Annotated in this window: 31 protein-coding genes; 12 read left to right on the plus strand and 19 right to left on the minus strand. The window is 58.0% G+C overall.

Annotated elements, in window-relative coordinates; all coding sequences use genetic code 11:
- Positions 1-112: 112 nt before the first annotated feature.
- Positions 113-400: a YheV family putative zinc ribbon protein gene (locus tag EYC95_RS03495; RefSeq protein ID WP_131059120.1), complete on the minus strand. Its 288-nt coding sequence runs from the start codon at positions 398-400 to the stop codon at positions 113-115.
- Positions 397-2,475 (minus strand): oligopeptidase A, encoded by a 2,079-nt coding sequence (gene prlC, locus EYC95_RS03500; RefSeq protein ID WP_165557420.1) that lies wholly within the window; start codon positions 2,473-2,475, stop codon positions 397-399. Before prlC ends, EYC95_RS03495 begins: the two co-directional genes overlap by 4 nt.
- Before the next feature lie 62 nt (positions 2,476-2,537).
- On the opposite strand from prlC, the gene EYC95_RS03505 reads away from it, so the two are divergent.
- From EYC95_RS03505 to EYC95_RS03515, 3 genes are all read left to right on the plus strand, one after another.
- Positions 2,538-3,083 carry a gamma carbonic anhydrase family protein gene (locus tag EYC95_RS03505; protein ID WP_131059122.1) on the plus strand — a complete coding sequence of 182 codons (546 nt, stop codon included), beginning with the start codon at positions 2,538-2,540 and terminating at the stop codon, positions 3,081-3,083.
- 25 nt (positions 3,084-3,108) lie between these two features.
- Entirely contained in the window at positions 3,109-3,759 is a 651-nt protein-coding gene (locus EYC95_RS03510) for an HAD family hydrolase (RefSeq protein WP_131059123.1), read from the plus strand.
- Positions 3,760-3,929: 170 nt separating this feature from the next.
- A complete protein-coding gene (locus tag EYC95_RS03515) occupies positions 3,930-4,388 on the plus strand; it encodes a transposase (protein ID WP_131059124.1) in 459 nt (152 codons plus the stop codon).
- A gap of 98 nt (positions 4,389-4,486) precedes the next feature.
- Here EYC95_RS03515 and EYC95_RS03520 read toward each other — a convergent pair whose 3' ends face one another.
- On the minus strand, positions 4,487-5,578 hold the full coding sequence (locus EYC95_RS03520) for an aminopeptidase (RefSeq protein ID WP_131059125.1): 1,092 nt from the start codon (positions 5,576-5,578) through the stop codon (positions 4,487-4,489).
- Between the two features lie 60 nt (positions 5,579-5,638).
- Between EYC95_RS03520 and EYC95_RS03525 the strand changes: the two genes are divergently transcribed.
- Together EYC95_RS03525 and EYC95_RS03530 are read left to right on the plus strand one after the other, a co-directional pair.
- Positions 5,639-6,061: a hypothetical protein gene (locus EYC95_RS03525; RefSeq protein WP_131059126.1), complete on the plus strand. Its 423-nt coding sequence runs from the start codon at positions 5,639-5,641 to the stop codon at positions 6,059-6,061.
- A 40-nt stretch (positions 6,062-6,101) separates the two neighbouring features.
- Positions 6,102-6,524: a hypothetical protein gene (locus tag EYC95_RS03530; protein ID WP_131059127.1), complete on the plus strand. Its 423-nt coding sequence runs from the start codon at positions 6,102-6,104 to the stop codon at positions 6,522-6,524.
- A 6-nt stretch (positions 6,525-6,530) separates the two neighbouring features.
- Here EYC95_RS03530 and EYC95_RS03535 read toward each other — a convergent pair whose 3' ends face one another.
- Positions 6,531-6,764 (minus strand): DUF1161 domain-containing protein, encoded by a 234-nt coding sequence (locus EYC95_RS03535; RefSeq protein ID WP_109627134.1) that lies wholly within the window; start codon positions 6,762-6,764, stop codon positions 6,531-6,533.
- Between the two features lie 235 nt (positions 6,765-6,999).
- On the minus strand, positions 7,000-7,431 hold the full coding sequence (locus tag EYC95_RS03540; protein WP_131059128.1) for an OsmC family protein: 432 nt from the start codon (positions 7,429-7,431) through the stop codon (positions 7,000-7,002).
- 242 nt (positions 7,432-7,673) lie between these two features.
- On the opposite strand from EYC95_RS03540, the gene EYC95_RS03545 reads away from it, so the two are divergent.
- Complete coding sequence (locus EYC95_RS03545) at positions 7,674-8,675, plus strand: LLM class flavin-dependent oxidoreductase (RefSeq protein WP_131059129.1); 1,002 nt, start codon at positions 7,674-7,676, stop codon at positions 8,673-8,675.
- A 67-nt stretch (positions 8,676-8,742) separates the two neighbouring features.
- On the opposite strand, the gene EYC95_RS03550 is transcribed toward EYC95_RS03545, so the two are convergent.
- Entirely contained in the window at positions 8,743-8,964 is a 222-nt protein-coding gene (locus EYC95_RS03550) for a DUF1161 domain-containing protein (protein ID WP_131059130.1), read from the minus strand.
- 122 nt (positions 8,965-9,086) lie between these two features.
- Positions 9,087-9,302, minus strand: a complete 216-nt coding sequence (locus EYC95_RS03555; RefSeq protein ID WP_010465710.1) for a dodecin — start codon at positions 9,300-9,302, stop codon at positions 9,087-9,089.
- A 157-nt stretch (positions 9,303-9,459) separates the two neighbouring features.
- Between EYC95_RS03555 and EYC95_RS03560 the strand changes: the two genes are divergently transcribed.
- Positions 9,460-9,786, plus strand: a complete 327-nt coding sequence (locus EYC95_RS03560; RefSeq protein WP_010465712.1) for a YqjD family protein — start codon at positions 9,460-9,462, stop codon at positions 9,784-9,786.
- Here EYC95_RS03560 and EYC95_RS03565 read toward each other — a convergent pair.
- Positions 9,783-10,676, minus strand: coding sequence for a LysR family transcriptional regulator (locus tag EYC95_RS03565; protein WP_131059131.1), 894 nt, complete (start codon positions 10,674-10,676; stop codon positions 9,783-9,785). The genes EYC95_RS03560 and EYC95_RS03565 overlap by 4 nt on opposite strands.
- A gap of 112 nt (positions 10,677-10,788) precedes the next feature.
- Between EYC95_RS03565 and trpB the strand changes: the two genes are divergently transcribed.
- The 3 genes from trpB (at position 10,789) to EYC95_RS03580 (ending at position 13,413) form a co-directional block, all read left to right on the plus strand.
- Positions 10,789-12,024, plus strand: a complete 1,236-nt coding sequence (gene trpB / locus EYC95_RS03570) for a tryptophan synthase subunit beta (protein WP_131059132.1) — start codon at positions 10,789-10,791, stop codon at positions 12,022-12,024.
- Positions 12,024-12,836 (plus strand): tryptophan synthase subunit alpha, encoded by an 813-nt coding sequence (gene trpA / locus EYC95_RS03575; RefSeq protein ID WP_131059133.1) that lies wholly within the window; start codon positions 12,024-12,026, stop codon positions 12,834-12,836. Before trpB ends, trpA begins: the two co-directional genes overlap by 1 nt.
- A gap of 121 nt (positions 12,837-12,957) precedes the next feature.
- Positions 12,958-13,413 carry an anti-virulence regulator CigR family protein gene (locus EYC95_RS03580; RefSeq protein WP_131059134.1) on the plus strand — a complete coding sequence of 152 codons (456 nt, stop codon included), beginning with the start codon at positions 12,958-12,960 and terminating at the stop codon, positions 13,411-13,413.
- A 54-nt stretch (positions 13,414-13,467) separates the two neighbouring features.
- On the opposite strand, the gene EYC95_RS03585 is transcribed toward EYC95_RS03580, so the two are convergent.
- From EYC95_RS03585 to EYC95_RS03635, 11 genes are all read right to left on the minus strand, one after another.
- Entirely contained in the window at positions 13,468-15,429 is a 1,962-nt protein-coding gene (locus EYC95_RS03585) for a DUF4105 domain-containing protein (RefSeq protein WP_131059135.1), read from the minus strand.
- Positions 15,426-15,746, minus strand: a complete 321-nt coding sequence (locus EYC95_RS03590) for a DUF2388 domain-containing protein (protein WP_131059136.1) — start codon at positions 15,744-15,746, stop codon at positions 15,426-15,428. Before EYC95_RS03590 ends, EYC95_RS03585 begins: the two co-directional genes overlap by 4 nt.
- 28 nt (positions 15,747-15,774) lie before the next feature.
- Entirely contained in the window at positions 15,775-16,092 is a 318-nt protein-coding gene (locus EYC95_RS03595) for a DUF2388 domain-containing protein (RefSeq protein ID WP_131059137.1), read from the minus strand.
- 106 nt (positions 16,093-16,198) lie between these two features.
- A complete protein-coding gene (locus EYC95_RS03600) occupies positions 16,199-16,516 on the minus strand; it encodes a DUF2388 domain-containing protein (protein ID WP_010465729.1) in 318 nt (105 codons plus the stop codon).
- 143 nt (positions 16,517-16,659) lie between these two features.
- Complete coding sequence (locus EYC95_RS03605) at positions 16,660-16,869, minus strand: DUF1127 domain-containing protein (RefSeq protein WP_131059147.1); 210 nt, start codon at positions 16,867-16,869, stop codon at positions 16,660-16,662.
- Positions 16,870-17,128: 259 nt separating this feature from the next.
- A complete protein-coding gene (locus tag EYC95_RS03610) occupies positions 17,129-17,344 on the minus strand; it encodes a DUF1127 domain-containing protein (RefSeq protein ID WP_007902752.1) in 216 nt (71 codons plus the stop codon).
- 319 nt (positions 17,345-17,663) lie between these two features.
- Positions 17,664-19,157, minus strand: a complete 1,494-nt coding sequence (locus EYC95_RS03615) for an acetyl-CoA hydrolase/transferase family protein (RefSeq protein ID WP_131059138.1) — start codon at positions 19,155-19,157, stop codon at positions 17,664-17,666.
- A 181-nt stretch (positions 19,158-19,338) separates the two neighbouring features.
- A complete protein-coding gene (locus EYC95_RS03620) occupies positions 19,339-20,775 on the minus strand; it encodes an NAD(P)(+) transhydrogenase (Re/Si-specific) subunit beta (RefSeq protein ID WP_131059139.1) in 1,437 nt (478 codons plus the stop codon).
- Positions 20,775-21,098 (minus strand): NAD(P) transhydrogenase subunit alpha, encoded by a 324-nt coding sequence (locus EYC95_RS03625; RefSeq protein ID WP_131059140.1) that lies wholly within the window; start codon positions 21,096-21,098, stop codon positions 20,775-20,777. Before EYC95_RS03625 ends, EYC95_RS03620 begins: the two co-directional genes overlap by 1 nt.
- Positions 21,099-21,113: 15 nt before the next feature.
- The gene (locus EYC95_RS03630) at positions 21,114-22,235 is read right to left on the minus strand and encodes a Re/Si-specific NAD(P)(+) transhydrogenase subunit alpha (protein WP_046044834.1); all 1,122 of its coding nucleotides are present in this window, start codon (positions 22,233-22,235) and stop codon (positions 21,114-21,116) included.
- Between the two features lie 435 nt (positions 22,236-22,670).
- A complete protein-coding gene (locus tag EYC95_RS03635; protein WP_131059141.1) occupies positions 22,671-23,570 on the minus strand; it encodes a LysR family transcriptional regulator in 900 nt (299 codons plus the stop codon).
- A gap of 157 nt (positions 23,571-23,727) precedes the next feature.
- Between EYC95_RS03635 and EYC95_RS03640 the strand changes: the two genes are divergently transcribed.
- Positions 23,728-24,909, plus strand: coding sequence for an acyl-CoA dehydrogenase (locus EYC95_RS03640; protein WP_010465741.1), 1,182 nt, complete (start codon positions 23,728-23,730; stop codon positions 24,907-24,909).
- A 13-nt stretch (positions 24,910-24,922) separates the two neighbouring features.
- Positions 24,923-26,143, plus strand: a complete 1,221-nt coding sequence (locus EYC95_RS03645) for a CaiB/BaiF CoA-transferase family protein (protein WP_131059142.1) — start codon at positions 24,923-24,925, stop codon at positions 26,141-26,143.
- The last annotated feature ends 575 nt before the right edge of the window (positions 26,144-26,718 follow it).

Raw genomic sequence — 26,718 nt, forward strand, 5'->3', positions numbered from 1 at the left:
GGCGTCTTCCTTGAATAGGGCTGAAGGAATCAGCCTAAGGAGGAAGCGCAGGGGAAGGGTGGTAAATAGATACCACCTTCCACCCCGTCAAAGGGTGGAAGGTGGCGTTGACTCACTGTTGCTCGTCAGGCTTTTTCTTTAGCTTCGGGTTCGGGAAGAACTGCACGGCCTGAACCTTGGCGTCCGGCACCTTCAGCGCCGACGTATTGACCCGCGTGCCCAATTCCTTGGGCACCGACAGGCCTTGTTCATTGAGCGTGTCCGAATAACCGCAGGCCACGCATTCGCGATGCGGGACCTCGTCTTCGTTCCACATCATCAACTTGTCCGGTTCGCTGCATGCCGGACAGACCGCCCCGGCGATAAAGCGCTTTTTCGTGATCACAGGCCCCTCACTCATGCTGCCGCGTCCTCACTCAGGCCGCTATGGCGCAAGAGTGCGTCAATCGATGGCGCACGGCCCCGGAAGTCGACGAACAGCACCATCGGCTCCTGAGAACCACCGCGCGCCAGGATTGCTTCGCGGAACGCACGACCTGTTTCGGCATTCAGTACGCCGTCTTCTTCGAACTTCGAGAAGGCGTCGGCCGACAGCACTTCAGCCCACTTGTAGCTGTAGTAACCCGCCGCGTAACCGCCGGCGAAAATGTGGGCGAAGCTGTTCGGGAAACGGTTGTAGGCCGGAGGACGCATCACCGACACCTCGTCACGCACACCTTCGAGCAGTTGCAGCACGCTGCGGCCGTCGCCGTGGGTGGCGTGCAGTTCGAAGTCGAACAACGAGAATTCCAGCTGACGGACCATCATCAGGCCGGACTGGAAGTTCTTCGCCGCGAGCATCTTGCCCAGCAGGTCCTGCGGCAGCGGTTCGCCGGTTTCGTAGTGACCGGAAATCAGCGCCAGACCTTCCGGCTCCCAGCACCAGTTCTCCATGAACTGACTTGGCAACTCGACCGCATCCCAAGCCACGCCGTTGATGCCCGATACGCCAGCGTGTTCAACACGGGTCAGCAGGTGATGCAAGCCATGACCGAATTCGTGGAACAGGGTGGTGACTTCATCGTGAGTCAGCAGGGCCGGTTTGCCACTGTCGGCCGGGGTGAAGTTGCACACCAGATTGGCCACCGGGCTTTGCAGCTCGCCGCTGATCGTGCGGCGACGGTCACGGGCGCCGTCCATCCAGGCACCACCACGCTTGTTGGCGCGGGCATAGAGATCGAAGAAGAAGCGGCCGACGTGCTGGCCGTTTTCCTTGATTTCAAACAGGCGAACATCCGGGTGCCAGGCGTCGAAGCCTTTGAGTTCGGCAATCTCGATGCCGTACAGGCGCTGAACGATCGCGAACAGGCCGCCCAGCACTTTGTCGATCGGGAAGTAAGCGCGCAGTGCTTCCTGGGCAACGCTGTAACGTTGTTCGCGAAGCTTCTCGCCATAGAAACCGCTGTCCCAGCTTTGCAGGTCCGGGCAGCCTTGTTCGGCGGCGTAGGCCTTGAGCTGTTCCAGGTCCTGAGCAGCGAACGGTTTGCTGCGTTTGGCCAGGTCGCGCAGGAAACTCAGCACCTGATCGCTGGATTCGGCCATTTTGGTGGCCAGGCTCAGTTCCGAGAAACTGGCGAAGCCCAACAGTTTTGCAAGCTCCTGGCGCAGGTCGAGGATTTCTTCCATGACCGGGCCGTTATCGTTCTGACCGGCGTTCGGGCCTTGGTCCGACGCGCGGGTGCAGTAGGCGGCGTAGACTTCCTCGCGCAGGGCACGGTCCTGGGCGTAGGTCATCACCGCGTAATAGCTCGGGAATTCCAGGGTGATCAGGAAACCGTCCAGATCTTTGGCCTGGGCCGCGGCGGCCATTTGCGCCTTGGCCGAGTCGGTAAGACCGGCGAGGGTGGCTTCGTCGGTCACGTGCCTGGTCCAGGCTTGGGTCGCGTCGAGCAGCTGGTTGGAGAAGCGGCTGCCCAGCTCCGACAATTTGCTCTGCACTTCGGCGTAGCGCTTTTGCTCTGCTTCCGGCAGGTCGATACCCGACAGACGGAAGTCACGCAGCGAGTGTTCCAGGATAGTTTTCTGCGCCACGTCGAAACCGGCGGCTTGCGGGCTGTTAGCCAAGGCTTCGAAGGCTTCGAACAACTCACGGTTCTGGCCCAACTCGGTGGAGTAGGCGCTCAACGCTGGCAGGCAGGACTCGTAGGCTTCGCGCAATTCAGCGCTGTTGCACACGGCATTCAGGTGGCTGACCGGGCTCCAGGCCGCGCCCAGACGATCGTTCAGTTCGTCCATCGCCAGCACCAGTCCGGCCCAGGTCGGTTGTTTGCCCTGGGTGTCGAGGATCTCGATAATGGCGGCGCGGTTGTCAGCCAGGATCTGTTCAATGGCCGGTTGCACGTGTTCGGCACGGATCGCCGAGAACGGCGGCAGGTCGTAGGACTGCAAAAGAGGGTTGTTCACGCTCACGGTTGGCACCTTGGCTGGAAGAAACATGCGGCCATCTTAATTACAATCGACGCTCACCGCAGCAATCGGCAACAGAGAGAAACCCTATCGTGACCCTTCGCAAGTATCAGAACCACACGCCACTGCTGGGCAAAGGCGCTTTTGTCGACGGCTCGGCGGTGGTGATCGGCGACGTCGAAATCGGTGAAGACAGCTCCGTATGGCCGCTGACGGTGATTCGTGGCGACATGCACCGCATCCGAATCGGTGCGCGCACCAGTGTCCAGGATGGCTGCGTGCTGCACATCACCCACGCCGGGCCGTTCAATCCCGATGGCTTTCCCTGCTTGATCGGAGACGACGTGACCATTGCCCATAAAGTCATGCTGCATGGCTGCAGCGTCGGCAACCGGGTTCTGATCGGCATGGGCAGCATCGTCATGGACGGCGCGGTGATCGAGGATGATGTAATTGTCGGCGCCGGCAGCCTGGTGCCGCCGGGCAAGCGTCTCGAAAGCGGCTTTCTGTATGTCGGCAGCCCGGTGAAGCAGATCCGTCCGCTGACAGACAAGGAAAATGCCTTTTTCACCTACAGCGCGGCGAACTACGTGAAGCTCAAGAATTTGCACCTGGCTGAAGGCTACGACCAGCTCTGACCCGCGCCCTTATTCAGGATTCAACATGCATTACCAAACCGTTTTGTTTGACCTCGACGGCACCCTGACCGACCCGCGCGAAGGAATTACCCGTTCGATCCAGTTCGCCCTGAGCAAACTGGGCATTGATGAACCCGACCTGACCAGGCTCGAACACTTCATCGGCCCGCCATTGTTGCAAGCGTTCATGCAGTTCTACGACTTCGACGAGCCCAAGGCCTGGGAAGCGGTGAACCTCTACCGCGAACGCTTCAAGGTCACCGGCCTGTACGAGAACCGTGTGTTCGACGGCGTCACACCGCTGCTGGAAACCCTCAGCGGGCAAGGTCGGCAGTTGTACATCGCAACCTCTAAACCATGGGTTTTCGCCCGCGAAATCGCCCGGCACTTCGACTTTGCCCAGCACTTCAAAGTGATTTACGGCAGCGAACTGGACGGGACACGCACCAACAAGGTTGAGTTGATTGCTCACCTGATCGCCGAAGAAGGTCTGGACCCGGCCAACACCCTGATGATCGGCGACCGAAAACACGACCTGATCGGCGCGCGCAGTAATGGGCTCGATGCGGCGGCGGTAGGTTATGGTTTTGGCAGCCGGGAAGAATTGAGCGCAGAAGCGCCGGCCTTTCACTTCGAAACGCTGGACGAGATGCATCAGGCGTTTTTGCAACGCTAATTAGATCGCCTTCGCGGGCAAGCCTCGCTCAGGTCGATGTGATCTGTAGGAGCGAGGCTTGCCCGCGAGAAGGCGTCCTTCCAGACACATCCTGAGCAACAGTTATCACTCCAATTCCTTCTAATCGTCCTAGCCTCAAAGACTAAGGCCACGATCAAGGAGGATCATCTTTGCCAGGGTTAAAAAATGCTCATCGATTGCGCACTGGGCGATATTCGGAGTCCGGACAGATCTACCTGCTGACCGCCGTGGTTTTGAATCGGGAACCGTTATTCCGCGACTTCAAGAGTGGGCGATTGGTAGTAGACGCTCTGAGAACTGCCGAGCGAGAAGGGTTTGCGACGTCACTGGCCTGGGTCGTCATGCCCGATCATTTCCATTGGCTGATCGAGTTGCATAATACTCAGTTACCCAAGTTGATGGCTCGAACCAAATCACGCATCGCAGTGACGCTAAATCGCTCGTCAGGACGCCAAGGTCCGGTTTGGCAACATGGTTATCACGATCGAGCCGTTCGTAAGGAAGAAGATCTACAGGCGGTTGCTCGCTACATCGTCGCCAATCCGTTGCGAGCGGGCCTGGTCGAGAAGGTAGGGGATTATCCGCTGTGGGATGCGATCTGGTTGTGAAGTTTGAAGACGCCTTCGCGGGCAAGCCTCGCTTCTACAGGATTATGTAGCCTCACCCAGCTCCTGTAGGAGCGAGGCTTGCCCGCGAAGAGGCCCGCTCAGCCACCGAAGTTTAATGGTCCAGCCAATGCCTTCAAAGCTACCTTGCGCTCAATCACCGGAAACGCACCAAGCTGCTCGACGGCCGCATAAAACTTCAACCAGTCCCCACCGACCTGCTTGAACAGCGCCGCAAACGCCGGTACCCATTGGTCGTACAAACCAAACGGCAACAACCGGGCATTGTTCATCGGTGCATTGATCCACGCGTCGTAGCGCTTGTCGCCGGCCCATTGGCTGTCGCGCAGTTGTCGATACTCATGGCGCAGCTGTTCGAACTCCGCCGCTTTGCGTTGGCGCATCTGGTCGGCGGGTATCGGCAGGGCGTAGAGCTTTTCAAGCCGAGTGCGAGTATCCAGAACCAATTGAATGAACTGGTCCCGTTGCTGCGCCTGCGCACCGTTGTCGGGTGCCAGACCGCGCGATGCACGCCATTGCCGGGTGCCTTCCTGTTCGACGAAGGTGGCGAAAGACTCGTTGAACTCCGTGTCGTCTTTTACATAGAAGCGCTGATGGGCGAGCTCGTGGAAGATCAACGTCGCCAGCCGCTCGTCGCCCCAACCCATCATTGAGCTGATAATCGGATCATTGAACCAGCCGAGCGTCGAATAGGCCTCGACGCCGCCAATCGACACGTCCATACCTTGCAAACGCTGCAAGGCAGCCTCGCCGCGGGCGGCACTCTGGCTGTAATAACCGCGGTAGGCAACACAGCCAGCGACGGGGAAACAATGGTTTTGCGGTGTCAGGGAAAATTCCGGCGTGGCAAAGACGTTCCAGACCACGAACGGCCGGCCAATGTCGGCGTATAGGCGGTAGCTCTGGTTATCCGGCAGATGCAGCTGCTGGCTAGCGAATGTCCGGGCCTTTTGCGACTGGGTCAGATGCGCACGCAGCATCGGATCGCGAGACGGATCGGCAAGCACCTCGGCCACCGGCTCCCTGGCTCGCAGCAGTTGCAACTGACCACTGGCCAATTGGCTGTAATAGCTGACGCCCGCGCAACCGCTGAGCAATAAAAGCAATACACCCGGAAACAAAACGCGCAAAACGCGATCAAGTAACCCAAGGCTTGGAAGCGGCCTGATCAAAATAAAATCATCCCTGGAGAGTCTGCCCGCAAGACTATCCCGCCTGACTGGAGCTCCGCCATGCGCAAATTGATGCTAACGGGAGACTTGTTGATGCTGACCGGCTGTGCCGGATTTGGATTACCCCACCATGATCCGGCTCAAGCGTGGATCGACCTGGAATCACAACAAGAAGACACCGCGTTGCAAGCGCTGGAAGTCGATGACAAGAGATCCACCGACAAGCGCTATTTCGAGGTTCATCCGGGCAGTCATGAGCTGACGGTTCGTTACCAGTTCCCGGTCCAGCCCACCAACATCGGCCCCGACGCGCAGCCTCTATGGCGTGACTGCCAGTTGAATGTGAAATTCAACGACTTCAACGCCGGTGAGCGGTATCAGCTGCAAGCGGGGAATATCGGTTTCCGGCCGTGGGCAAAGCTCTATGATCAGCAACGGAAAGTGATTGGCCAGGGTACACCGGCGGGCTGCCAACGCAGCTGATCAGCGCTATGCTGAATGACCATCCTTTGGGACATTCATCATGCGCAGGTTGATGCTGTTGCTCGCTGCAAGTGTGGTTGCAGGCTGCCAGAGCCCGTTACCGGCGGTAAATCCGCAGATGGCCTGGGTCGAGTTCTCGACGCCATTCCCCAACGATAAATTGCTGATGGCTGAGCGACTGGACAAGCAACGAATGCGCGACGGGCGTTTTTTCCAGGTCACGCCCGGCAGCCATGAGCTGGTGGTCAGATTCGACTTTGAAGTGCCCGGTGGTGGGGGCATGGGCATGATGAGCTCCCCCGTGGAACGGCTGTGCTACCTGACCGTCAACTACGATCATTTCGAAGCCGGCCAGCGCTATGTGCTGGAGGGCCGTTCAATGGCATTCACCCCCGGCGCCCGATTGTTCAACGCCAAGCGGGAGATCGTCGCTGAAGATCGGCAGGCCTATTGCGTCCCGTGAGGTGAATCAGCGGTCGTTTTTCTGGTAGATGATTTTCTTGGTGCCGTTTTCGCAGCTGCCGACGACCATGTTCTGATCGTGCACTTCGTCATTGGTGACGATTTCCAGGGTGTAGGACGAGACGTTATTGGCCTGGATCTTGGCCTCGATCTCGGCCTTGAGCTCTTCACAGGATTTCGGTGCCGCCAGGGCCGAAGTGGCCAGTGCGCAACAGATAATCGCCAAGGCAAAACGTTTCATGGTTGAAGCTCCATTGAGGCAGCGCGCAGGGTACTGCATTTCGGCTGCTGTCATTTATTCGACCACAATTTTGCGAGGCGAGTTCTGACATCGCTCACAAAGCTTATGTTTTTTGCCGTAGGTATTGAGTCGTTTACAAGATCGCTTTCGCGAGCAGGCCCGCCCCCACATTGGGTACTTGTTTCAAAGGTGGGAGCGAGCTCGCGAAAGCGTCAGTGCATTCAGCGCCTGATTATCAGCTGACCAACGTCGCATCCAGACTGATCTTCGCGTTCAGCACTTTGGACACCGGGCAGCCTTCTTTGGCCTTGTTGCTCAGTTCCTCGAACTGCGCCTGTGTGGCCCCGGGGATTTTCGCCTTGAGGATCAATTTCACCGCAGTGATCGAAAAACCACCGTCGACCTGATCCAGGGTGACTTCAGCGTTGGTATCGATGCTGTCAGCCTTGAGACCGGCATCGCCCAGGATCATCGAAAACGCCATGGAGAAGCAGCCCGCATGGGCTGCGCCGATCAGCTCTTCCGGATTGGTGCCTTTGCCGCCTTCGAAACGTGCCTTGAAGCCGTAGGGCGCTTCTCTGAGTACACCGGTTTCAGTGGAGATCGAGCCGATACCGGTTTTCAGGTCACCTTCCCAATGAGCCGATGCTTTCTTCGTAATAGCCATGTCTGCCTCCTCAAGATCCGGTGCGAACGTCGCACCTTCGTGGTTTTCGGTTGCTAGGGTTCTGAGGATAGACGGTGGTGCAAAGTTCACCTGATCTCATTAGTCCTACCATTTCCGTAGGAAATTTAGTCCTGGCTATTGAAACTCGGGTATATGCCCTCATTGCATGAAGCACGCTTATAGATTCGGCAGGTTTTCGTTCGCGAGAAAAAACCTGCGCCCTCAATTGGAGAAGCAGGCATATGAAACGACTGTCCGATATCAAGTTCTCGACCCTTGATCTGGTGCCCGTGCGAGAGAACGGCAGCGCGGCCCAGTCGCTGCGCAACTCCCTGGACCTGGCGCAGCACGTCGAAAAACTCGGCTATAACCGCTTCTGGGTTGCCGAACACCACAACATGGATGGCATCGCCAGTTCGGCAACCTCGGTACTGCTCGGCTACCTGGCTGGTGGCACTTCGACCATTCGTGTCGGGTCGGGTGGCGTAATGCTGCCCAACCACGCGCCGCTGGTGATCGCGGAGCAATTCGGCACCCTCGAAAGTCTGTATCCAGGGCGGATCGATCTGGGGCTGGGCCGCGCCCCCGGTTCCGATCAAATGACCGCCCGTGCCTTGCGTCGTGAACGTTCCGGCAGTGCCGACGAGTTTCCGGAAGACGTCGCCGAGCTGATGCGTTACCTCGGCCCGCGCACGCCGGACCAGCGGATCATCGCGATGCCGGGCACCGGCACCAACGTCCCTGTCTGGCTGCTGGGCTCTAGCCTGTTCAGTGCTCAACTGGCCGGTGAGCGCGGTTTGCCCTACGCCTTCGCTTCCCATTTCGCACCGCGCTTCATGCATGAGGCGATTCGCGTCTACCGCAATCACTTCAAGCCTTCAGCGGTGTTGGATAAGCCCTACGTGATGCTTGGCGTGCCGCTGGTGGCCGCTGACACTGACGAACAAGCGGATTACCTGGCGACGTCGGTCTATCAGCGCATCCTGGCGTTGATGCGCGGCCAAAGCCTGGTGCAACGTCCGCCCGTGAAAACCATGGATGGCCTGTGGCTGCCCCATGAGAAAGAAGCCGTAGGTGATTTTCTCGGTCTTGCGATGGTGGGCAGTCCGCAGAAAATCCGCGCCAAACTCGAGGTGCTGATCGAGCAGACCCAGGCAGACGAGCTGATTTTTACCTGCGACCTGTACGAACATTCCGATCGCGTGCACTCCTATGAGCTGCTGGCGAAGGTCATGAAGGGCTGAGGCTCGGACGACGCCCATAAAAAAGCCGACGCGGTGCGTCGGCTTTTTGATTTGTGCGGGAATCAGCCTACTTCGTGTAGACGATGACCTTGGTGCCCTTTTCACAGGTGCCGACGACTTTACCGACGGCAGCAGCGTCTTTATCGACGATTTCCAGTGAATAGCCGGCAACGCCCTTGGCATCAAGTTTCACTGCGATTTCGGCTTTCAGCTCTTCGCACGACTTGCCTTCAGCAAACGCTGTTCCGGCAAGGCTCAACAAACCTACCGCTAAAATAAAATGCTTCATCGGTCGCATTCCCTGGTCGGATCAAAGGGAGCATCCAGCCATCAGCTGGAGGCACTCATATAGCGCTTTGCCATTCCCTATGGCACGCGGCCAGCGCGCAAGTTCAGAACACTAGCTCAAACTCAGCTGCTGGCAATCCGGAACCCGACTTTGAGCGTCACCTGAAAGTGGGCAGCCTTGCCGTCCTTGATGTGCCCGCGGGTTTCGGTCACTTCAAACCATTCCAGATGCTTGATGCTTTTATTAGCTTCGGCCAACGCGTTGTTGATTGCATCTTCAATGCTGCTGGTGGACGAGCCAACGAGTTCGACTTTTTTGTAGGTGTGATGATCGGTCATGGCGTTCTCCTCAAGGTGTGAAATACAGCCTAGCAGTGATTTTTCGTATTACTTCTGTCGGCTCATGCGACGCGGAAGTTCAGATTTACTGCACTTTCTCGAACCCCTGAAGTCCCAACCAACACACGCTACTCATCACCAATGAAGGAGAGCCACCATGGCCAACACCTCTTTACGTAAAGCCTCATTGCAAAGCATGGAAGCCGAGATCGAGAGTCTGCTGAAATCTTTGGAAAACCTGAAAGACGACGCCTCGGACGAGTCGCGTAAAACCCTGAAAGCATTGAAAGGCAACGCCGAGAACGCGCTGAAGCATTCGCGCCATCTGCTCAGTGATGCGTATGAAGAAGTCAAAGTCAAAACCCGCGAAACCGGAATTGCCACTCGGGACTACGCCCAGGAACACCCTTGGACTACAGCGGGTGTCGCTGTGGGTGCACTGGGCCTGCTCGCGGCGTACCTGCTGTTCAAACGCGGCGACTAATCTGTCTGGCGCAGTTCAGCCTTGAGCCACTGCGCCAACTGCTGAGCGCGCCCGTCCGCGGCGCGCTTGGGTAGCCACAAAGCCAGTTGCGCCGGGGTTTCACTGAATCCCCAGGGCGCAACCAGGCGACCCGCCTTCAAGTCCTCGGCCACCAACGGCTCAGGTGCAATCGCCACCCCCAGGCCTGCCACTGCAGCCTCTAGCAAATAATACAAATGCTCGAAACCCTGACCGTACTTCAACGCCTTGGCGTCGAGGCCACTTTGCTGTGCCCAGCTCGGCCAGGCTTGTGGGCGCGAGGTGGTGTGCAGCAATGGCTCATTCAATAGCGCTGTGGCCGGCGCACCTTGCAGCCTTTCATAACCCGCAAAGCGTGGGCTCATGACCGGTCCGATTCGTTCGCTGGCCAACTCATAGACTTGCATGTCCGCCGGCCATGGGGGCTCGGCAAACACCAGCAAGGCGTCGAGCCCCGGTCGACGCGGATCGAGATCGCCTTCCCCGGCCGACAGGTGCAGGCGAAGGTCCGGCAGGTCCGCATTCAATCGTCCCAGGCGTGGAATAAACCAGCGCGCCAGCAAACTTCCCGAGCAACCCAGTACGAACGGTGCGTCGGCGGTGGTTTGGGTCAGCTCTGCGCAAACAGTGCGCAGACGCTCAAAGGCTTCACCGCTGGCATCGCGCAATCGGACGCCGGCATCTGTGAGTTTCAGGCCGCGTCCATCCTTGATGAACAGGCTCACGCCCAAGTGCTCTTCAAGCACCTTGAGTTGCCGGCTGACCGCGCCATGAGTAACGTGCAGCTGTTCGGCAGCCTGGCTGACGCTGTTCAGCCGTGCCGTGGCTTCGAAGGCGCGAAGGGCGTTCAGCGGGGGAAGGTCGTGGCTCATGGGATCTGTGAGTTTTCCTGACAGGTTGTGGCGATCTTATCGGTTTTCAGGCTGGGGCGTCAGGGGTAGAGTGACCGTCATTGTCATCTCACGAATCCCACTGGAGCGACCCATGACCCAGACTGATCTGCGCAACGGCCCCGACGCCAACGGCCTGTTTGGCTCGTTCGGTGGCCGCTATGTTGCGGAAACCTTGATGCCTTTGGTCCTCGACCTGGCCCGTGAATACGAATTGGCCAAGGAAGATCCGGCGTTCAAAGAAGAATTGGCCTACTTCCAGCGCGACTACGTCGGACGTCCAAGCCCGCTGTATTTCGCTGAGCGTCTTACCGAATTTTGCGGCGGCGCGAAGATTTACCTCAAGCGCGAAGAGCTGAACCACACTGGCGCGCACAAGATCAACAACTGCATCGGCCAGATTCTGCTGGCGCGGCGCATGGGCAAGAAACGCATCATCGCCGAGACCGGCGCCGGCATGCACGGCGTGGCAACGGCGACCGTGGCAGCGCGTTTCGGCCTCGATTGCGTGATCTACATGGGCACCACTGACATCGAACGTCAGCAAGCCAACGTATTTCGCATGAAATTGCTGGGCGCCGAAGTGATCCCGGTTGTGGCCGGGACCGGCACACTTAAAGATGCGATGAACGAAGCGCTGCGTGACTGGGTGACCAACGTCGACAACACCTTTTACCTGATCGGCACCGTGGCCGGCCCGCACCCTTATCCCGCCATGGTTCGCGACTTCCAGGCCGTTATCGGCAAGGAAACCCGCGATCAACTGCAAGCCCAGGAAGGTCGCCTGCCGGACAGCCTGGTGGCGTGCATCGGTGGCGGTTCCAACGCCATGGGCCTGTTCCACCCGTTCCTCGATGACAAAAGCGTCGAGATCATTGGTGTGGAAGCCGCCGGTTACGGCATCGAAACCGGCAAGCATGCCGCCAGTCTGAATGGTGGCGTCCCGGGAGTGCTGCACGGCAACCGTACCTTCCTGTTGCAGGACGACGATGGCCAGATCATCGACGCTCACTCGATTTCCGCCGGCCTCGACTATCCAGGTATCGGCCCGGAACACGCCTGGTTGCATGACATCGGTCGCGTTCAGTACACCTCGGTGACCGACGACGAAGCCCTCGATGCGTTCCACAAATGCTGCCGTCTGGAAGGGATTATTCCTGCACTGGAAAGCGCCCACGCGTTGGCCGAAGTATTCAAGCGCGCACCGACCCTGCCGAAAGATCACCTGATGGTGGTCAACCTGTCCGGTCGTGGCGACAAAGACATGCAAACCGTGATGCACCACATGGAAAACTCTCAACAAGAGCAGTCCAAGCAGGAGAAACACTGATGAGCCGCCTGCAAACGCGTTTTGCCGAACTCAAGGAACAGAATCGCGCCGCCCTGGTGACTTTCGTCACTGCTGGCGACCCGAGCTATGACACTTCCCTGGCGATCCTCAAAGGCTTGCCCGGTGCTGGCGCCGATGTGATCGAGCTGGGCATGCCCTTCACCGATCCGATGGCTGACGGCCCGGCGATCCAGTTGGCGAACATCCGCGCCTTGGGCGCCAAGCAGAACCTGGCTAAAACCCTGCAAATGGTTCGCGAGTTCCGTGCAGGCAATACCGAGACGCCGCTGGTGTTGATGGGTTACTTCAACCCGATTCACATGTACGGTGTGCCGCGTTTCATTGCCGACGCCGTCGAAGCCGGTGTTGATGGCTTGATCGTGGTCGACCTGCCGCCGGAGCATAACGGCGAGCTGTGCGACCCGGCTCAGGCAGCGGGACTGGACTTCATCCGCCTGACCACGCCGACGACTGATGATGTGCGTCTGCCGACCGTTCTGAATGGCAGCTCCGGCTTCGTCTACTACGTCTCTGTTGCCGGTGTGACCGGTGCGGGCGCAGCGACCCTGGAGCATGTTGAAGAGGCCGTTGCTCGCCTGCGTCGCCATACCGATCTGCCGATCAGCATCGGTTTCGGTATTCGTACACCGGAACAGGCCGCAGCCATCGCGCGCTTGGCCGATGGTGTCGTGGTGGGTTCGGCGTTGATCGATCACATCGCCAATGCCACCACGCCGGAACAGGCGGTTGATGGCGTGCTTAGTCTTTGCTCGGCGTTGGCTGAAGGCGTGCGTAAGGCCCGCGTCAGCTGAAGGTAAAGTTCCTGATACAGAGGAATTAGAGCCTCGTGGCACAGACTAAACAGCAAGACCGAGGGCTTCAGTACTACGTTCTGAAGCCCTTTTTGCTGTATGTGCAGTGAGGAAAGACCTGATGAAAATGCCGAAACGTCTGATTGTCAGCCTGGGTGTGCTGATGCTCAGTGCTACCCCGTTGCTGCACGCGAGCGCCGATCAGCGCGACGATCACGACCACGGCGGCCCACAGCAGGGCCATTACGATAACCGTGGTGACAATCATGGCGATGATCACCGAGTCCCGCAGGACAACCATCGCGGCGGCCCTCCGCCACGGGACTTCGGCCCGGTGCGCCAGACTATCCACGATAACCACGGCTATTTCGTACGCGGTGCGCCACCTCCTCCAGGCATTCATCTGGTCCGTGGCCGTCCGTTGCCTCACGGCTATTACGGTGAGCGTCTGGATAATCGTGCCTTGGGACGGCTGCCGTATTATCCGGGCTACGAATGGCGCCGTGCGGGGGGCGACATTGTGCTGATCGCCGTGGGCACCGGGATCGTCTATGAAATACTGGAAGGCGTGCTTTGATTTAACGTACGGGCAAAAAGAAGGCTTCGTGGATCATCCACGAAGCCTTCTTGTTTATGGCAACTCCAGTCCGCCCGCGGCTTTATGCAATTTGCGCAAATGTTCGCCAACCTGTTTCAGGTTGGCTTCATTGGCGGCCATCTCAGCCGCCCGGCTCGGTTCGAGCAGCGCTCTGACTTCCTTGTCCAGATCGCCGGTCAGCACTTGAAGCTGTTTCTGCCGCAGGTTGCTTTCCGATTCCAGGCGCTGCCATTCATTCGGTTGGGGCAATCCATAGCCGCCGGTGCCGAGCAGCTCCGCGGGACGGCTGAGGAAGCCGCTGTTGGCGAGAATCTGCTGCAAGGTCGCGTTCGCCTTGTCCATGCCGCCGTTCTTCAACTCCCGAGCGCCCAGATAACGCTGTTTCACTTCATCCTGGGCTAACACCAACTGTTGACGGAAGCTCGCCTGCTCCAGCAACAGCAATGCGGCACTGGTGCGCAAGTCAGCCTGCTCAAACCATTGCCGACGTTCTTCAGCTTTCAAGGCCAGCCAGTCTTCGACTTTGTCCTGTTTGATCGGCAGGTGCTTCTTCAACACTTCGAACATCGCTTGATAACGATCACGGAAGGAGTCGAAGCGATAGCCCAGGCGTAGCGCTTCGCGTGGATCATCCAACACGCTGGTATTCGCCAGTCCGCGACCCTTCATCACTTCCAGCAAACCGTTAGGCATGATGCTGTCGAGCCCGACCAGTTTCGCGTTATTGCTGCCGCTACGCAGCAATTTCAGGCCTTCCACCGCGCAATTGTTTGAGAGGAAATAATAGTTGCCGTCGTAACTCCAATGCATCTCGGCAGCGTGTTCCACCACGTCTTCAATTTCGTTGCGCGACAGGTTCAGCGGCACCGAGGCCAGGCTGCGCAGTTCAGTCTTGGTGTATTCGTCGATCACCTGGGCCAACGGCAAGACAAACAGCCGCGACGGGTATTTGCCCACCAGTCCATCCCAGCTCGACAGCTGTACGTCGCCGACGAAGGCGCGGTAGGACAAGACCAGATGCTGGTCGAGATCGAGTCGACAGTCCGGTCCCCGTGGCCGACCCGGCGCGCAGATCACCAGGCGCAACATGCTGTGCCCCCAGCGGCTGACCCAGTTCTGGTTGGCTTCGGCCAGCAGGTAGTCGACGGCATACACCCGTTCCGGATCGACCTGGCCCAGCGGCTGTTTGGCGAAGTCGTTGCCGGCATTGAGGAAGGCAAAGGATTTGCCGCAAGCATCTTTGGCGGGGGGTGCCCAGCCGAAATGTTCTTTGTAGTAGCGATACAGCGCGGGGCGCCGGCAGGCATAGCTCGGGTCCAGGAGGAAATACTCCATGTTGACCGCGACGAACTCTTTGGGACTGCTCGTTTCGTAGATGTCGGGGCTGCGGGCGATTTGCCGGTTGTGCTGTTCGCGCTCGCCACGGCGACCGACGTACTGCGGCCAGCCGGCCAGGTCGAGCAGGCGCGGGTCATCGCTGAGGGTAAAGCGGCGGTCGGATTGACCACGGCATTCATCCGGGATGCCGACCAGGCCGGAACTGCTGTTGCGCCGGGTGCAGCGCTGGATCAGCGTGCGCTCCGTGTCCGGCCACAGGCGCGAACGGTCGTAAATGTGGGTGAGCTCATGCAACACCGTTGCGAGCATTTCGCGGCGAACGGTGCCATGAGGGCGATAGGTTTTCTTTGTCGCGGCGCTGCCGTCCGTGAGGCTGGCGAGCAAGTTGCGGTTCAGATCGAGTTCGGACACCAGCGATGCCTGGCCATAGGCATTGCTCGGCATGTCATCCGTCCAGCCGACATCAATGCGCCGGTCCAGTCGCTCAATGAAGCGTGGCGGCAAGGCCTGCATGGCTTCATCGAGCAAAGCTTGACTGGCTTGCTGTTGTTCGGGGCTCAGACCCAAGGTCTTGAGCCGTAATTCCAGGTCAGCCTGGGCCGCGTTGCAGAGCAGCAACATCAGCCCGGCCAGCAGCCAGGCGCTTGTCGACTTCACAGTGCGAGGATGGCTTCGGCGAGCACCTGATCACTGGCGTACCGGGCTTCCGGCACACGGGTGCGCAGCGTGTTGATGGCCGCTTCAAGGTGCGCGCCGCGTATGTCGCCATCGCTGGCAACGAAACTGGCCGCATCGTCGTGGGCTTCACGGATGATCTTCGAATCGCGGATCGACGTGGTGGTATCGGACGTGAAATCAAGGGTGCGCTGGGTGGCATTGATGATGATGTTACTGGTGGCGACCAGGGTATGCGCCTGGGTCACATCGGCCATTAAAAGCAGGCTAAGGGCAACAGCAATCAGAGGGCTACGCATGGAACGACTCCGCAAGGACAAAGGATAACTATTGGACGAGAATTGCCTGCGCCAGTTCAAGGTCGCTTGCATGAAGTTTTGGCTGGGTCTGGCGCAGGTAAACCAGCGCGGATTCCAGTTGCGCCCCGCGTAGTTGGCCGTCACTGGCGATGAACGCCGCAGCGTCATCGTGTGCCGCGATCAGCAGCTTACGGTCGAAGGGGGCGGCGGTCACCATGCTTGTGGCGTAACCGGTGACCACAATGCCTTGTGTCGACAGGTTGAACGCGTCGTAGGCATAGGTCGCGCCCGACCAAAAAGCCGCGAGAAATACTGAAGTGAAAAACCGCTTTGAAAGAAAACGCATGAGACTCGACTGCTGAAAGCGAGTCCAGAGGCTAGCGCAATGCCCGGGCTAGAGCCAGCGCCGAAACATTGGGACACGACAAGCGTGTCCCACGTAACTGTGTCGCTTAGATCGTCAGGATGGCCTGTGCCAGCTGTGCATCGGTAGCGTTCAGCTGAGGCGCCTGGTGGCGAATGTGGTCGAGTGCGCTTTCCAGTTTCACACCACGAATGGCGCCTTCGCTGGCGACGAAGCTGGCGGCGTCGTCACGGGCTGCGCGCACGATCTTGTCATCGCGAAAGGAAGAAGTGACATCGGAGGTTGCATCGGAACTGGACTTCAGCGCGCCGACAACGGCGTCCGTGGTCACGATAAAGCTGGTCGCGTGGGAATTGGCAGCCACGGCAAGCAGGGCTGCAGCGCTGAGCAGACGAAGACGGGACATGGTGTAACTCCTTTGGATAACCGATTGAAAAGTGATGAGGCAGCTGTTGAGTCAGACGCCTGTCGTACAGCGCTCGCCACGTTCTGGTTTGATATTAGGCCTGCTTTTATCGGTTCGAACAGTCCCTTCTGTTAAAGCTGACCTTAGCGCCAGAACGGTTTATCCAATTCATTGAGGCGATCAGCGTGGCTGATGCCCAGGTCTGATAGTTGACGATCATCGAACTGACCCAGCAAACGCCGGGTTCGAGCCCTCTCAAGGTTGGCGGCGAGTACTTTCAGCAACTGTTGAAACCTGTGGAATCGACGCTTCGTTTGAGGGGCTGAAGCGGAAACATTCAGTAGGTTATTCATGGCGCAATCCTTTTGCCGGTGGGTGATGCCTTCCATGTTGAGCCCTTCACGTTTGGACCTACAGATACACCGTCATGAAATTGTACTGATGCAATGTAATAATTGTTAGAACTGTACCTGTCTCCAACTATTCCTTTTGTACCGGCACTTACAAAGGCCGAAAACGACAAAGCCCGTCGAGGTTTCCCACGACGGGCTTTGTTTTTTCAATTTGGAGTGCTGGCGGTGGACCCGGTGGGTCAGAGCCAGCGACGCTAGGTTAGCGCCAGAACGGCTTGCTCAGCTCTTCGTAGCGTTGTGCTTCGCTAATCCCGGCATCAGCCAGCAGACGCGAATCCAGGCGAGCCAATTGATGGCGGCTGGAGATGCGGCGCTGCCACAGCATCAGGTTGGCAATAACGCGAAGAGGCATGGAAGCCTGGGTTTTTGCAGCGGTATCTTCGAAGAACAGTTCGGAACTGAGTGTACGTTCCATGATTGACATCCTTCCGCTTGTGGCGGGATTAGGTAGTGGTTTAACTGATGCCAATGATCCTCTCGTTTGGCGAGTCTCTCTAGATACAGTTCACCTGTATTGTGAGGGACCAGTTAACTGTTAATAGGCGGTGTACTGGTCGAAATTGAGGCAACTGTACCTGTAGGCACTAAAGTGGTGCGATATTGGTGTTTTGGCTTGGGTTGGTAGGCAATTGCCGTAGGAAAAGACCGGTACAGCAGTACAGTTTTTTAAAGAATGGAATGTGGCAAGGAACAGCTGACGCATTTGTGTTTGCGTCAGCTGTTTTTTCTCTGGATCAGACTGTCAACATTCGCCCGGTTTCTTCCAGGTTCATGTGCCAGCGCAGGGCATCGCGCAGGATATGCGGGGTGTGCCCGCCCAAGGCGCAAGCCGCCGTGAAGTAGTCATCCAGCGCCTGGCGATAGTCCGGGTGCACACAGTTATCGATGATTACCCGTGCGCGCTCACGTGGCGCCAAGCCTCGCAAATCCGCCAGACCGATCTCCGTCACAAGGATGTCGACGTCATGCTCGGTATGGTCCACGTGGCTGACCATCGGAACCACACTGGAAATCGCGCCACCCTTGGCGATCGATTTGGTGACGAAGATTGCCAGGTGCGCATTGCGCGCAAAGTCGCCCGAGCCGCCGATGCCGTTCATCATCCGCGTGCCGCAGATGTGGGTGGAGTTGACGTTGCCGTACAAGTCGAACTCAAGCGCCGTGTTGATACCGATTATGCCGAGCCGGCGCACCACTTCCGGGTGGTTGGAAATTTCTTGCGGGCGCAGGACCAGTTTGTCCTTGTAGCGCTCAAGGTTGCCGAAAACATCGGTATTGCGACGGCTCGACAAGGTGATCGAACTGCCCGAAGCAAAGCTCAGCTTGCCGGCATCGAGCAGGTCGAAGGTCGAGTCCTGAAGCACTTCGGAGTACATCGTCAGGTCTTCGAACGGCGAGTCGATCAGCCCGCACATCACCGAGTTGGCGATGTTGCCAATCCCGGCCTGCAGCGGGCCGAGCTTGTTGGTCATGCGCCCGGCAGCCACTTCCTGCTTGAAGAAGTCGATCAGGTGGTCGGCAATGGCCTGCGTATCAACGTCCGGCGGCAGCACGGTGGACGGCGAGTCAGATTGATTGGTGATCACGATAGCGACGATCTTTTCCGGCGGAATCGGGATGGCAGTGCTGCCAATGCGATCGTCGACCTTTACCAGCGGAATCGGTGTACGGGTCGGCCGATAGGTCGGGATATAGATGTCGTGCAGACCTTCGAGATTCGGGTTGTGCGCCAGGTTGATCTCGACGATCACCTGTTTGGCGAAAATCGCGAAGCTGGCCGAGTTACCCACCGAAGTGGTCGGCACGATATGGCCCTGCTCGGTGATCGCTACGGCTTCAATCACGGCGATGTCCGGCAGCTTGAGCTGCTGGTTGCGCAGTTGCTCCACGGTTTCCGAGAGATGCTGGTCGATGAACATCACTTCACCGGCGTTAATGGCCTTGCGCAAGGTGCTGTCGACCTGGAAGGGCATGCGCCGTGACAGTACGCCGGCTTCGGTGAGCTGTTTATCAAGGTCGTTGCCCAGGCTGGCGCCGGTCATCAAGGTGATTTTCAGCGGGGTGATTTTGGCGCGTTCGGCCAATGCGTGGGGCACGGCTTTGGCCTCGCCAGCGCGAGTGAAACCACTCATGCCGACGGTCATGCCGTCCTCAATCAGAGCGGCAGCGTCAGCGGCGCTCATCACCTTATCCAACAACGAAGGCAAGCGAATACGATCACGGTACATGGATTGTTATCTCGGGTAACGGAAGCAAGGTGTGCAGTCTAGTGATTTGAAAAAAATCCGTCCCGCTACCATGGTCGAATGCAGAGGCCTGATTTAGAGCCTTTGGTCGGGTTTCGCGGGGAATAAAAAAACCCCAGCCTACTAAAGGCTGAGGTTTTGGGTATTGCTGCTTCCGCAGGTTTTACTCGATGGCTTTGACCATGTCTTCGATAACTTTCTTGGCGTCGCCGAAGACCATCATGGTTTTGTCCAGGTAGAACAGTTCGTTGTCCAGACCGGCATAGCCGCTGGCCATCGAGCGCTTGTTGACGATCACGGTCTTGGCTTTATAAGCCTCGAGAATCGGCATGCCGGCAATCGGCGATTTCGGATCGTTCTTGGCCGCCGGATTGACCACGTCGTTGGCGCCAAGCACCAGCACCACGTCGGCCTGACCGAACTCGGAGTTGATGTCATCCATCTCGAACACCTGCTCGTAAGGCACTTCGGCTTCGGCCAGCAGGACGTTCATGTGCCCTGGCATCCGACCGGCGACGGGGTGGATTGCAAACTTCACGGTGACTCCCCGGTGAGTCAGCTTCTCCGCCAGCTCCATCAGTGAGTGTTGGGCGCGTGCTACCGCCAGGCCGTAGCCCGGAACGATGATCACGGTGTCGGCGTTGGTCAGCAGGAAGGTCGCGTCGTCAGCCGAACCGGATTTTACCGGACGGGCCTCTTTCGAGCCTGCCGGGCCAGTTTCATCTACCGTGTTGCCGAAACCGCCGAGCAATACGTTGAAGAACGAACGGTTCATCGCCTTGCACATGATGTACGAGAGGATCGCACCGGACGAACCCACCAGCGAACCGGCGATGATAAGCATCGAGTTGTTCAGCGAGAAGCCGATACCTGCCGCTGCCCAGCCGGAGTAGCTGTTGAGCATCGATACAACCACCGGCATGTCTGCGCCGCCGATCGGGATGATGATCAGCACACCCAGCACGAAGGCCAAGGCCAGCATCAGTGCGAAGGCGCTGAGGTTGCCGGTCAGCATGAAGGTGATGCCCAGAGCCAGTGTTGCGAGGCCCAGCACCAGGTTCAGTTTGTGCTGGCCACCGAACTGTACCGGTGCGCCCTGGAACAGTCGGAACTTGTACTTGCCCGATAGCTTGCCGAACGCGATCACCGAACCGGAGAAGGTGATTGCACCGATGGCGGCGCCGAGGAACAGCTCCAGGCGGTTACCGGCAGGAATTGCATCACCCAGTTGCTTGACGATGCCCAGGGATTGCGGCTCAACAACGGCAGCAATGGCGATGAACACCGCGGCCATACCGATCATGCTGTGCATGAAGGCGACCAGTTCCGGCATCTTGGTCATTTCAACGCGCTTGGCCATGATCGAACCGGCAGTGCCGCCGACCAGCAAACCTACGATGACGTAACCGATGCCGGCGGTGGCCAGCTCAGCGCCCAGCTTATAGATGAGGCCCACGGTGGTGAGGATCGCCAACGCCATGCCGAGCATGCCGTACACGTTACCGCGTCGGGAGGTTGTCGGGTGGGACAAGCCTTTGAGGGCCTGGATAAAGCAGATCGACGCGATCAAGTAGAGCGTCGTTACAAGATTCATGCTCATTACTTCGGCGCCTCTTCTTTTACGACTTTCGGGGCTTTTTTCTTGAACATCTCAAGCATCCTGCGAGTCACCAGGAAGCCACCAAACACGTTCACTGCCGCCAGAGCCACCGCGAGGGTGCCCATGGTCTTGCCCAGTGGTGTCACGGTCAAAGCCGCCGCCAGCATGGCGCCGACGATTACGATCGCCGAAATGGCGTTGGTCACCGCCATCAGAGGCGTGTGAAGTGCTGGTGTTACGTTCCAGACCACGTGATAACCGACATAAATCGCCAGCACGAAGATGATCAGGTTGTAGATACCGGGGGAGATAAACTCTTCCATCGTCTGAATCCCTGCTTAGGCGTTTTTGCGGATGACTTGGCCGTCGCGGCACATCAGGCACGCGGCGACGATGTCGTCTTCGAGGTTGATCTCGAACTGGCCTTCTTTGTTGAAGACCAGCTTCAGGAAGTCCAGCAGGTTGCGTGCGTACAGGGCCGAAGCATCTGCCGCGACTGCGCCGGCCAGGTTGGTCGGGCCGCAAATGGTCACGCCATTCTCGACCACGACCTGGTCGGCCACGGTGAGCGGGCAGTTGCCGCCCTGGGCTGCCGCGAGGTCGATGACCACCGAGCCTGGCTTCATCTGCGCCACGGTTTCCGCGCTCAACAGCGTCGGTGCCTTGCGACCCGGGATCAGTGCGGTAGTGATGACGATGTCAGCCTGCTTGGCGCGCTCGTGCACGGCCAGGGCCTGACGTTGCATCCAGCTGGCGGGCATTGGCCGGGCGTAACCGCCGACACCGACAGCGCATTCGCGCTCTTCATCGGTCTCATACGGTACGTCGACGAACTTGGCGCCGAGGGATTCGATTTGTTCTTTTACCGCAGGACGCACGTCGGACGCTTCGATCACTGCACCCAGACGTTTCGCCGTGGCGATCGCCTGCAAGCCCGCAACGCCGGCACCCAGAATCAGCACGCGTGCCGCTTTCACGGTGCCCGCAGCCGTCATTAGCATTGGCATGAAGCGGGGGTAGTGGTGAGCGGCCAGCAACACGGCTTTATAGCCGGCGATGTTCGCTTGGGAGGACAGCACATCCAGGCTTTGAGCGCGGGAGGTGCGGGGAGCCGCTTCCAGCGCGAACGCGGTAATGCCGCACTCAGCCAGCTTGGCAATGGTTTCATTGCTGAACGGGTTGAGCATGCCCACCACAACGGTGCCGCTCTTGATCAGCGTCAGTTCGCTGTCGCTGGGGGCGACCACCTTGAGAATCAGCTCGGCACCAAACGCATCGTTGGCGCTGCCAATAATTGCGCCTGCCGCTTCATAAGCACTGTCGACAACGCTGGCGTTAATGCCGGCGCCGCTTTGCACAGTGACCTTGTGACCCTGGCCGATCAGCTTTTTGATGGTTTCCGGGGTTGCAGCAACCCGGGTTTCACCCGTCTGGGTTTCGAGAGGAACACCAATGTGCACGTCAAATCTCCTGCGTGATCTTATTGAGTAAACCCAGGCACTTCGGATGGTGCGGCTGGGGCGGCCGATCAGCACGATCCCGCCAAATCTCGGCGGGGCGCGGCATTTTGCAGGCGAACTTTGTGCCCTTCAAGGGATTATGACGGGTGACGGAAAATTAACTACAAGTCACCCCGTGACCGAATGTCGCAACTAACCGGTTCAATCCCTTGTAAACCGTGACTTGCAACGGTTTTTGGCAAGTTTTAAGAAATTACAAATCGTTACGGTGAATGAGGTGTCATATCTGGGAAATGCAGGCTCAAAGCCACGTATTCAGGCGCTTGTGGGACGGTTGTACTGCTTGTAGACACAGTCTACGAATATGCGACAAATACGTACATCTGTAGGGCTTTTGTTTTATTGACTACGGGGTCAGCTAGTGGGTGTAATCCTTTATCCTTCTAGGCTGTAGCTATGTGCCTGGGTGACCAGCCAATCGCGAAAGGCCCGTAATGAGGCCGATTCGACTTTTCGCTCTGGAATCATCAGGTAATAGGCCTTGATGCTCGACAGTGCTTGGGTGTTGGCTATCACCAGGCGTTTCTCGGTCAGTTCGCGTTGAATCAGGAATGGCGGTATCAGCGCAATCCCCATGTCGTGCATCGCCGCTTGGGCAAGCATGGAGAATAGCTCGTAGCGCGGTCCTGTCATGTCTCGCGGAACATTAAGGTGCTGGGAGTTGAACCATTGGCGCCAGGCATAAGGCCGCGTGGTCTGTTGCAGCAGGGGCAATTCGGCGATTTGATCGGGAGTCAGGTTGGCTTTTTTGCCCAGTAGCGTTGGGCTGCACACCGGCATCGGATTTTCGCCCATCAGCCTGTGGGATTCAGTACCCGACCAATCCGCATCGCCGAAATAAATCGCGGCATCGAAGTCGGTGTCGGCAAACAGGAAGGGGCGTGTGCGGTTGGTGAGGTTGACCGTCACTTCCGGGTGTTTGTGCTGGAAATCCTTGAGCCGTGGAAGCAGCCATTGGGTGCCAAAGGTCGGCACGACGGCCAGCTCGATCACGTTCGCGCCTTGTTGCCCCATCACCGACAAGGTGTCCCGTTCAACCGCGTCGAGTTGGGTGGCTACGCGGCGGCTGTAGGAAAGTCCGGCCTCCGTCAGCTTCACTCCGCGTCGCGAGCGTCGGAACAGTTCGACGCTGAGGAACTCTTCCAGGCTGGCGATCTGTCGGCAAATAGCGCCTTGGGTGAGCGAAAGCTCCTGCGCCGCTTTGGTAAAGCTTTCGTGGCGCGCTGCCGCTTCAAAGCTGATCAGGGCGGTAGTGCTAGGGATTTTCCGGCGCATGTACTTCAACCTCACTAATACATCGCATATAGGCTATCTTGCGACGTTACGGAGTGAGAAATTAGCACAACAGTATGCAAAATCCTCGTTTGCCGTAGCGCTAAACCCGGCCTAGGATCAGTCCACGTTATTTGACCCGATTCGAGAGGACACACTCATGGGCGGTAAAGCTAGCTTCAACTGGATCGATCCCCTGCTGCTGGATCAACAGCTCACCGAAGAAGAACGCATGATCCGCGACACTGCAGAGCAATTCGCTCAGCAGAAGCTTGCACCGCGTGTTCTTGAAGCTTTCCGCCATGAGAAGACTGATCCGGCGATCTTCCGCGAGATGGGTGAAGTGGGCCTGTTGGGTGCGACCATTCCCGAGCAGTACGGTGGCAGCGGCCTGAACTACGTCAGCTACGGGCTGATCGCTCGTGAAGTCGAGCGCGTCGACTCCGGCTACCGCTCGATGATGAGTGTGCAGTCCTCGCTGGTCATGGTGCCGATCAATGAATTCGGCACTGAAGCCCAGAAGCAGAAGTACCTGCCGAAACTGGCATCGGGCGAATGGATTGGCTGCTTCGGTCTGACAGAGCCTAACCACGGTTCCGACCCGGGCGCGATGATTACTCGTGCACGCAAAGTCGAAGGCGGTTACAGCCTGACCGGCAGCAAGATGTGGATCACCAACAGCCCGATCGCCGATGTGTTCGTGGTCTGGGGTAAGGATGATGCGGGCGACATTCGTGGATTCGTTCTGGAGAAGGGCTGGAAAGGCCTGAGCGCTCCGGCGATTCACGGCAAGGTTGGCTTGCGCGCATCTATTACCGGCGAGATCGTCATGGACAACGTGTTTGTTCCTGAAGAAAACATCTTCCCGGATGTCCGTGGTTTGAAAGGCCCTTTTACTTGCCTTAACTCCGCACGCTACGGCATTTCCTGGGGCGCCCTCGGCGCAGCCGAGTTCTGCTGGCACACCGCTCGCCAGTACACCCTGGATCGTCAGCAGTTCGGTCGTCCATTGGCCGCTACTCAACTGATCCAGAAGAAACTGGCCGACATGCAGACCGAAATTACCCTCGCACTGCAAGGCTGCCTGCGTCTGGGTCGTATGAAAGATGAAGGCACAGCGGCAGTCGAGATCACCTCGATGATGAAGCGCAACTCCTGCGGCAAGTCCCTGGACATCGCGCGCATGGCGCGTGACATGTTGGGCGGCAACGGCATTTCCGATGAGTTTGGTGTTGCTCGTCACCTGGTCAACCTGGAAGTGGTGAATACCTATGAAGGTACGCATGACGTCCACGCACTGATCCTCGGTCGCGCGCAGACCGGCATCCAGGCGTTCTATTAATAGGAGAACGTCCATGGGCGCGCTTTCGCATCTGCGGGTACTGGATTTATCGCGAGTGCTGGCCGGGCCTTGGGCCGGGCAGATCCTTGCGGACCTTGGCGCCGAAGTGATCAAGGTTGAGCGCCCGGGCAATGGCGACGATACGCGCGCCTGGGGGCCTCCCTTCCTGAAAGACGCCTATGGCGAGAACACCAGCGAGGCCGCCTATTACTTGTCGGCCAATCGCAACAAGCAATCGGTGACCATCGACTTCACGCGTCCGGAGGGGCAAAAGCTGGTGCGTGACCTGGCGGCCAAGTCGGACATCCTGATCGAGAACTTCAAGGTCGGTGGCCTGGCAGCCTATGGGCTGGACTATGAGTCGCTTAAGGCCATCAATCCGAATCTGATTTATTGCTCCATTACCGGCTTTGGCCAGACCGGGCCTTACGCCAAGCGTGCGGGTTATGACTTCATGATCCAGGGCTTGGGTGGGCTGATGAGCCTGACAGGTCGACCTGAAGGCGATGAGGGCGCAGGGCCGGTGAAAGTCGGTGTGGCACTGACAGACATCCTGACCGGGCTTTATTCGACTGTGGCGATCCTTGCAGCGCTGGCTCATAGGGATCATGACGGTGGCGGTCAGCATATCGACATGGCGTTACTGGATGTTCAGGTGGCGTGCCTGGCCAACCAGGCGATGAACTATCTGACTACGGGCAATGCGCCCAAGCGCCTGGGTAATGCTCATCCGAACATCGTGCCATATCAGGATTTTCCTACGGCGGATGGCGACTTCATCCTCACCGTGGGTAATGACGGGCAATTCCGCAAGTTTGCGGAGGTGGCTGGGCAGCCTCAGTGGGCGGATGACCCGCGTTTCGCGACTAACAAGCTGCGGGTGGCGAATCGTGCGGCGTTGATTCCGCTGATCCGTCAGGCGACGGTCTTCAAGACCACGGCTGAATGGGTGCTGCAGCTGGAGCAGGCGGGTGTGCCATGTGGACCTATCAATGACCTGGCTCAGATGTTTGCCGATCCTCAGGTCAAGGCGCGTGGGTTGGCTATCGAGCTGCCCCATGTACTGGCCGGGATGGTGCCGCAGGTAGCGAGCCCGATTCGCCTGTCGGAGACACCGGTGGAATATCGTAATGCGCCTCCTTTATTGGGTGAGCACACGCTGGAGGTTCTGCAGCGGGTGTTGGGTCTGGATGTTGATGCGGTCGCCGCTTTTAAAGTGGCGGGGGTACTCTGAAGACTCCTTCTATATAGAGAGAGGTTTTGCTCTCCTATATAGAAGGGAATCAGCCTGTTTTTTGGCTTTCTGCAAGTTATTGATAGAAAAGCTGAATTAGGTGTTGACGGCAGATTCTGGAAGTCTATAATTCGCCCCACTTCCGGCGCAGTCGAAACGGAAAACTCCTTGGTAAACAAAGAGTTACGCAGTTTTCGACAGCGAGTTGCTTCAGGTCATCGAAGCGCAGAAGGAGTTGATCAAGCAGGTGGGTTTGGCTTGATTGACGGTTCGATCTTCTCGGTCGAAAGCGGAGAAAAAGAGGTGTTGACAGCAGCGAGTAACGCTGTAGAATTCGCCTCCCGCTAACGAGAGATCGGAAGCGCAAGTGGTTGAAGTTGCAAAGGAAACTTTGAAAACTTCTGAAAATAACCGCTTGACAGCAACAGAGGCTGCTGTAGAATGTGCGCCTCGGTTGAGACGAAAGATCTTAACCAACCGCTCTTTAACAACTGAATCAAGCAATTCGTGTGGGTGCTTGTGGAGTCAGACTGATAGTCAACAAGATTATCAGCATCACAAGTTACTCCGCGAGA

The sequence above is a fragment of the Pseudomonas sp. BGI-2 genome (assembly GCF_004310295.1).
In the GTDB taxonomy this organism is placed as follows: domain Bacteria; phylum Pseudomonadota; class Gammaproteobacteria; order Pseudomonadales; family Pseudomonadaceae; genus Aquipseudomonas.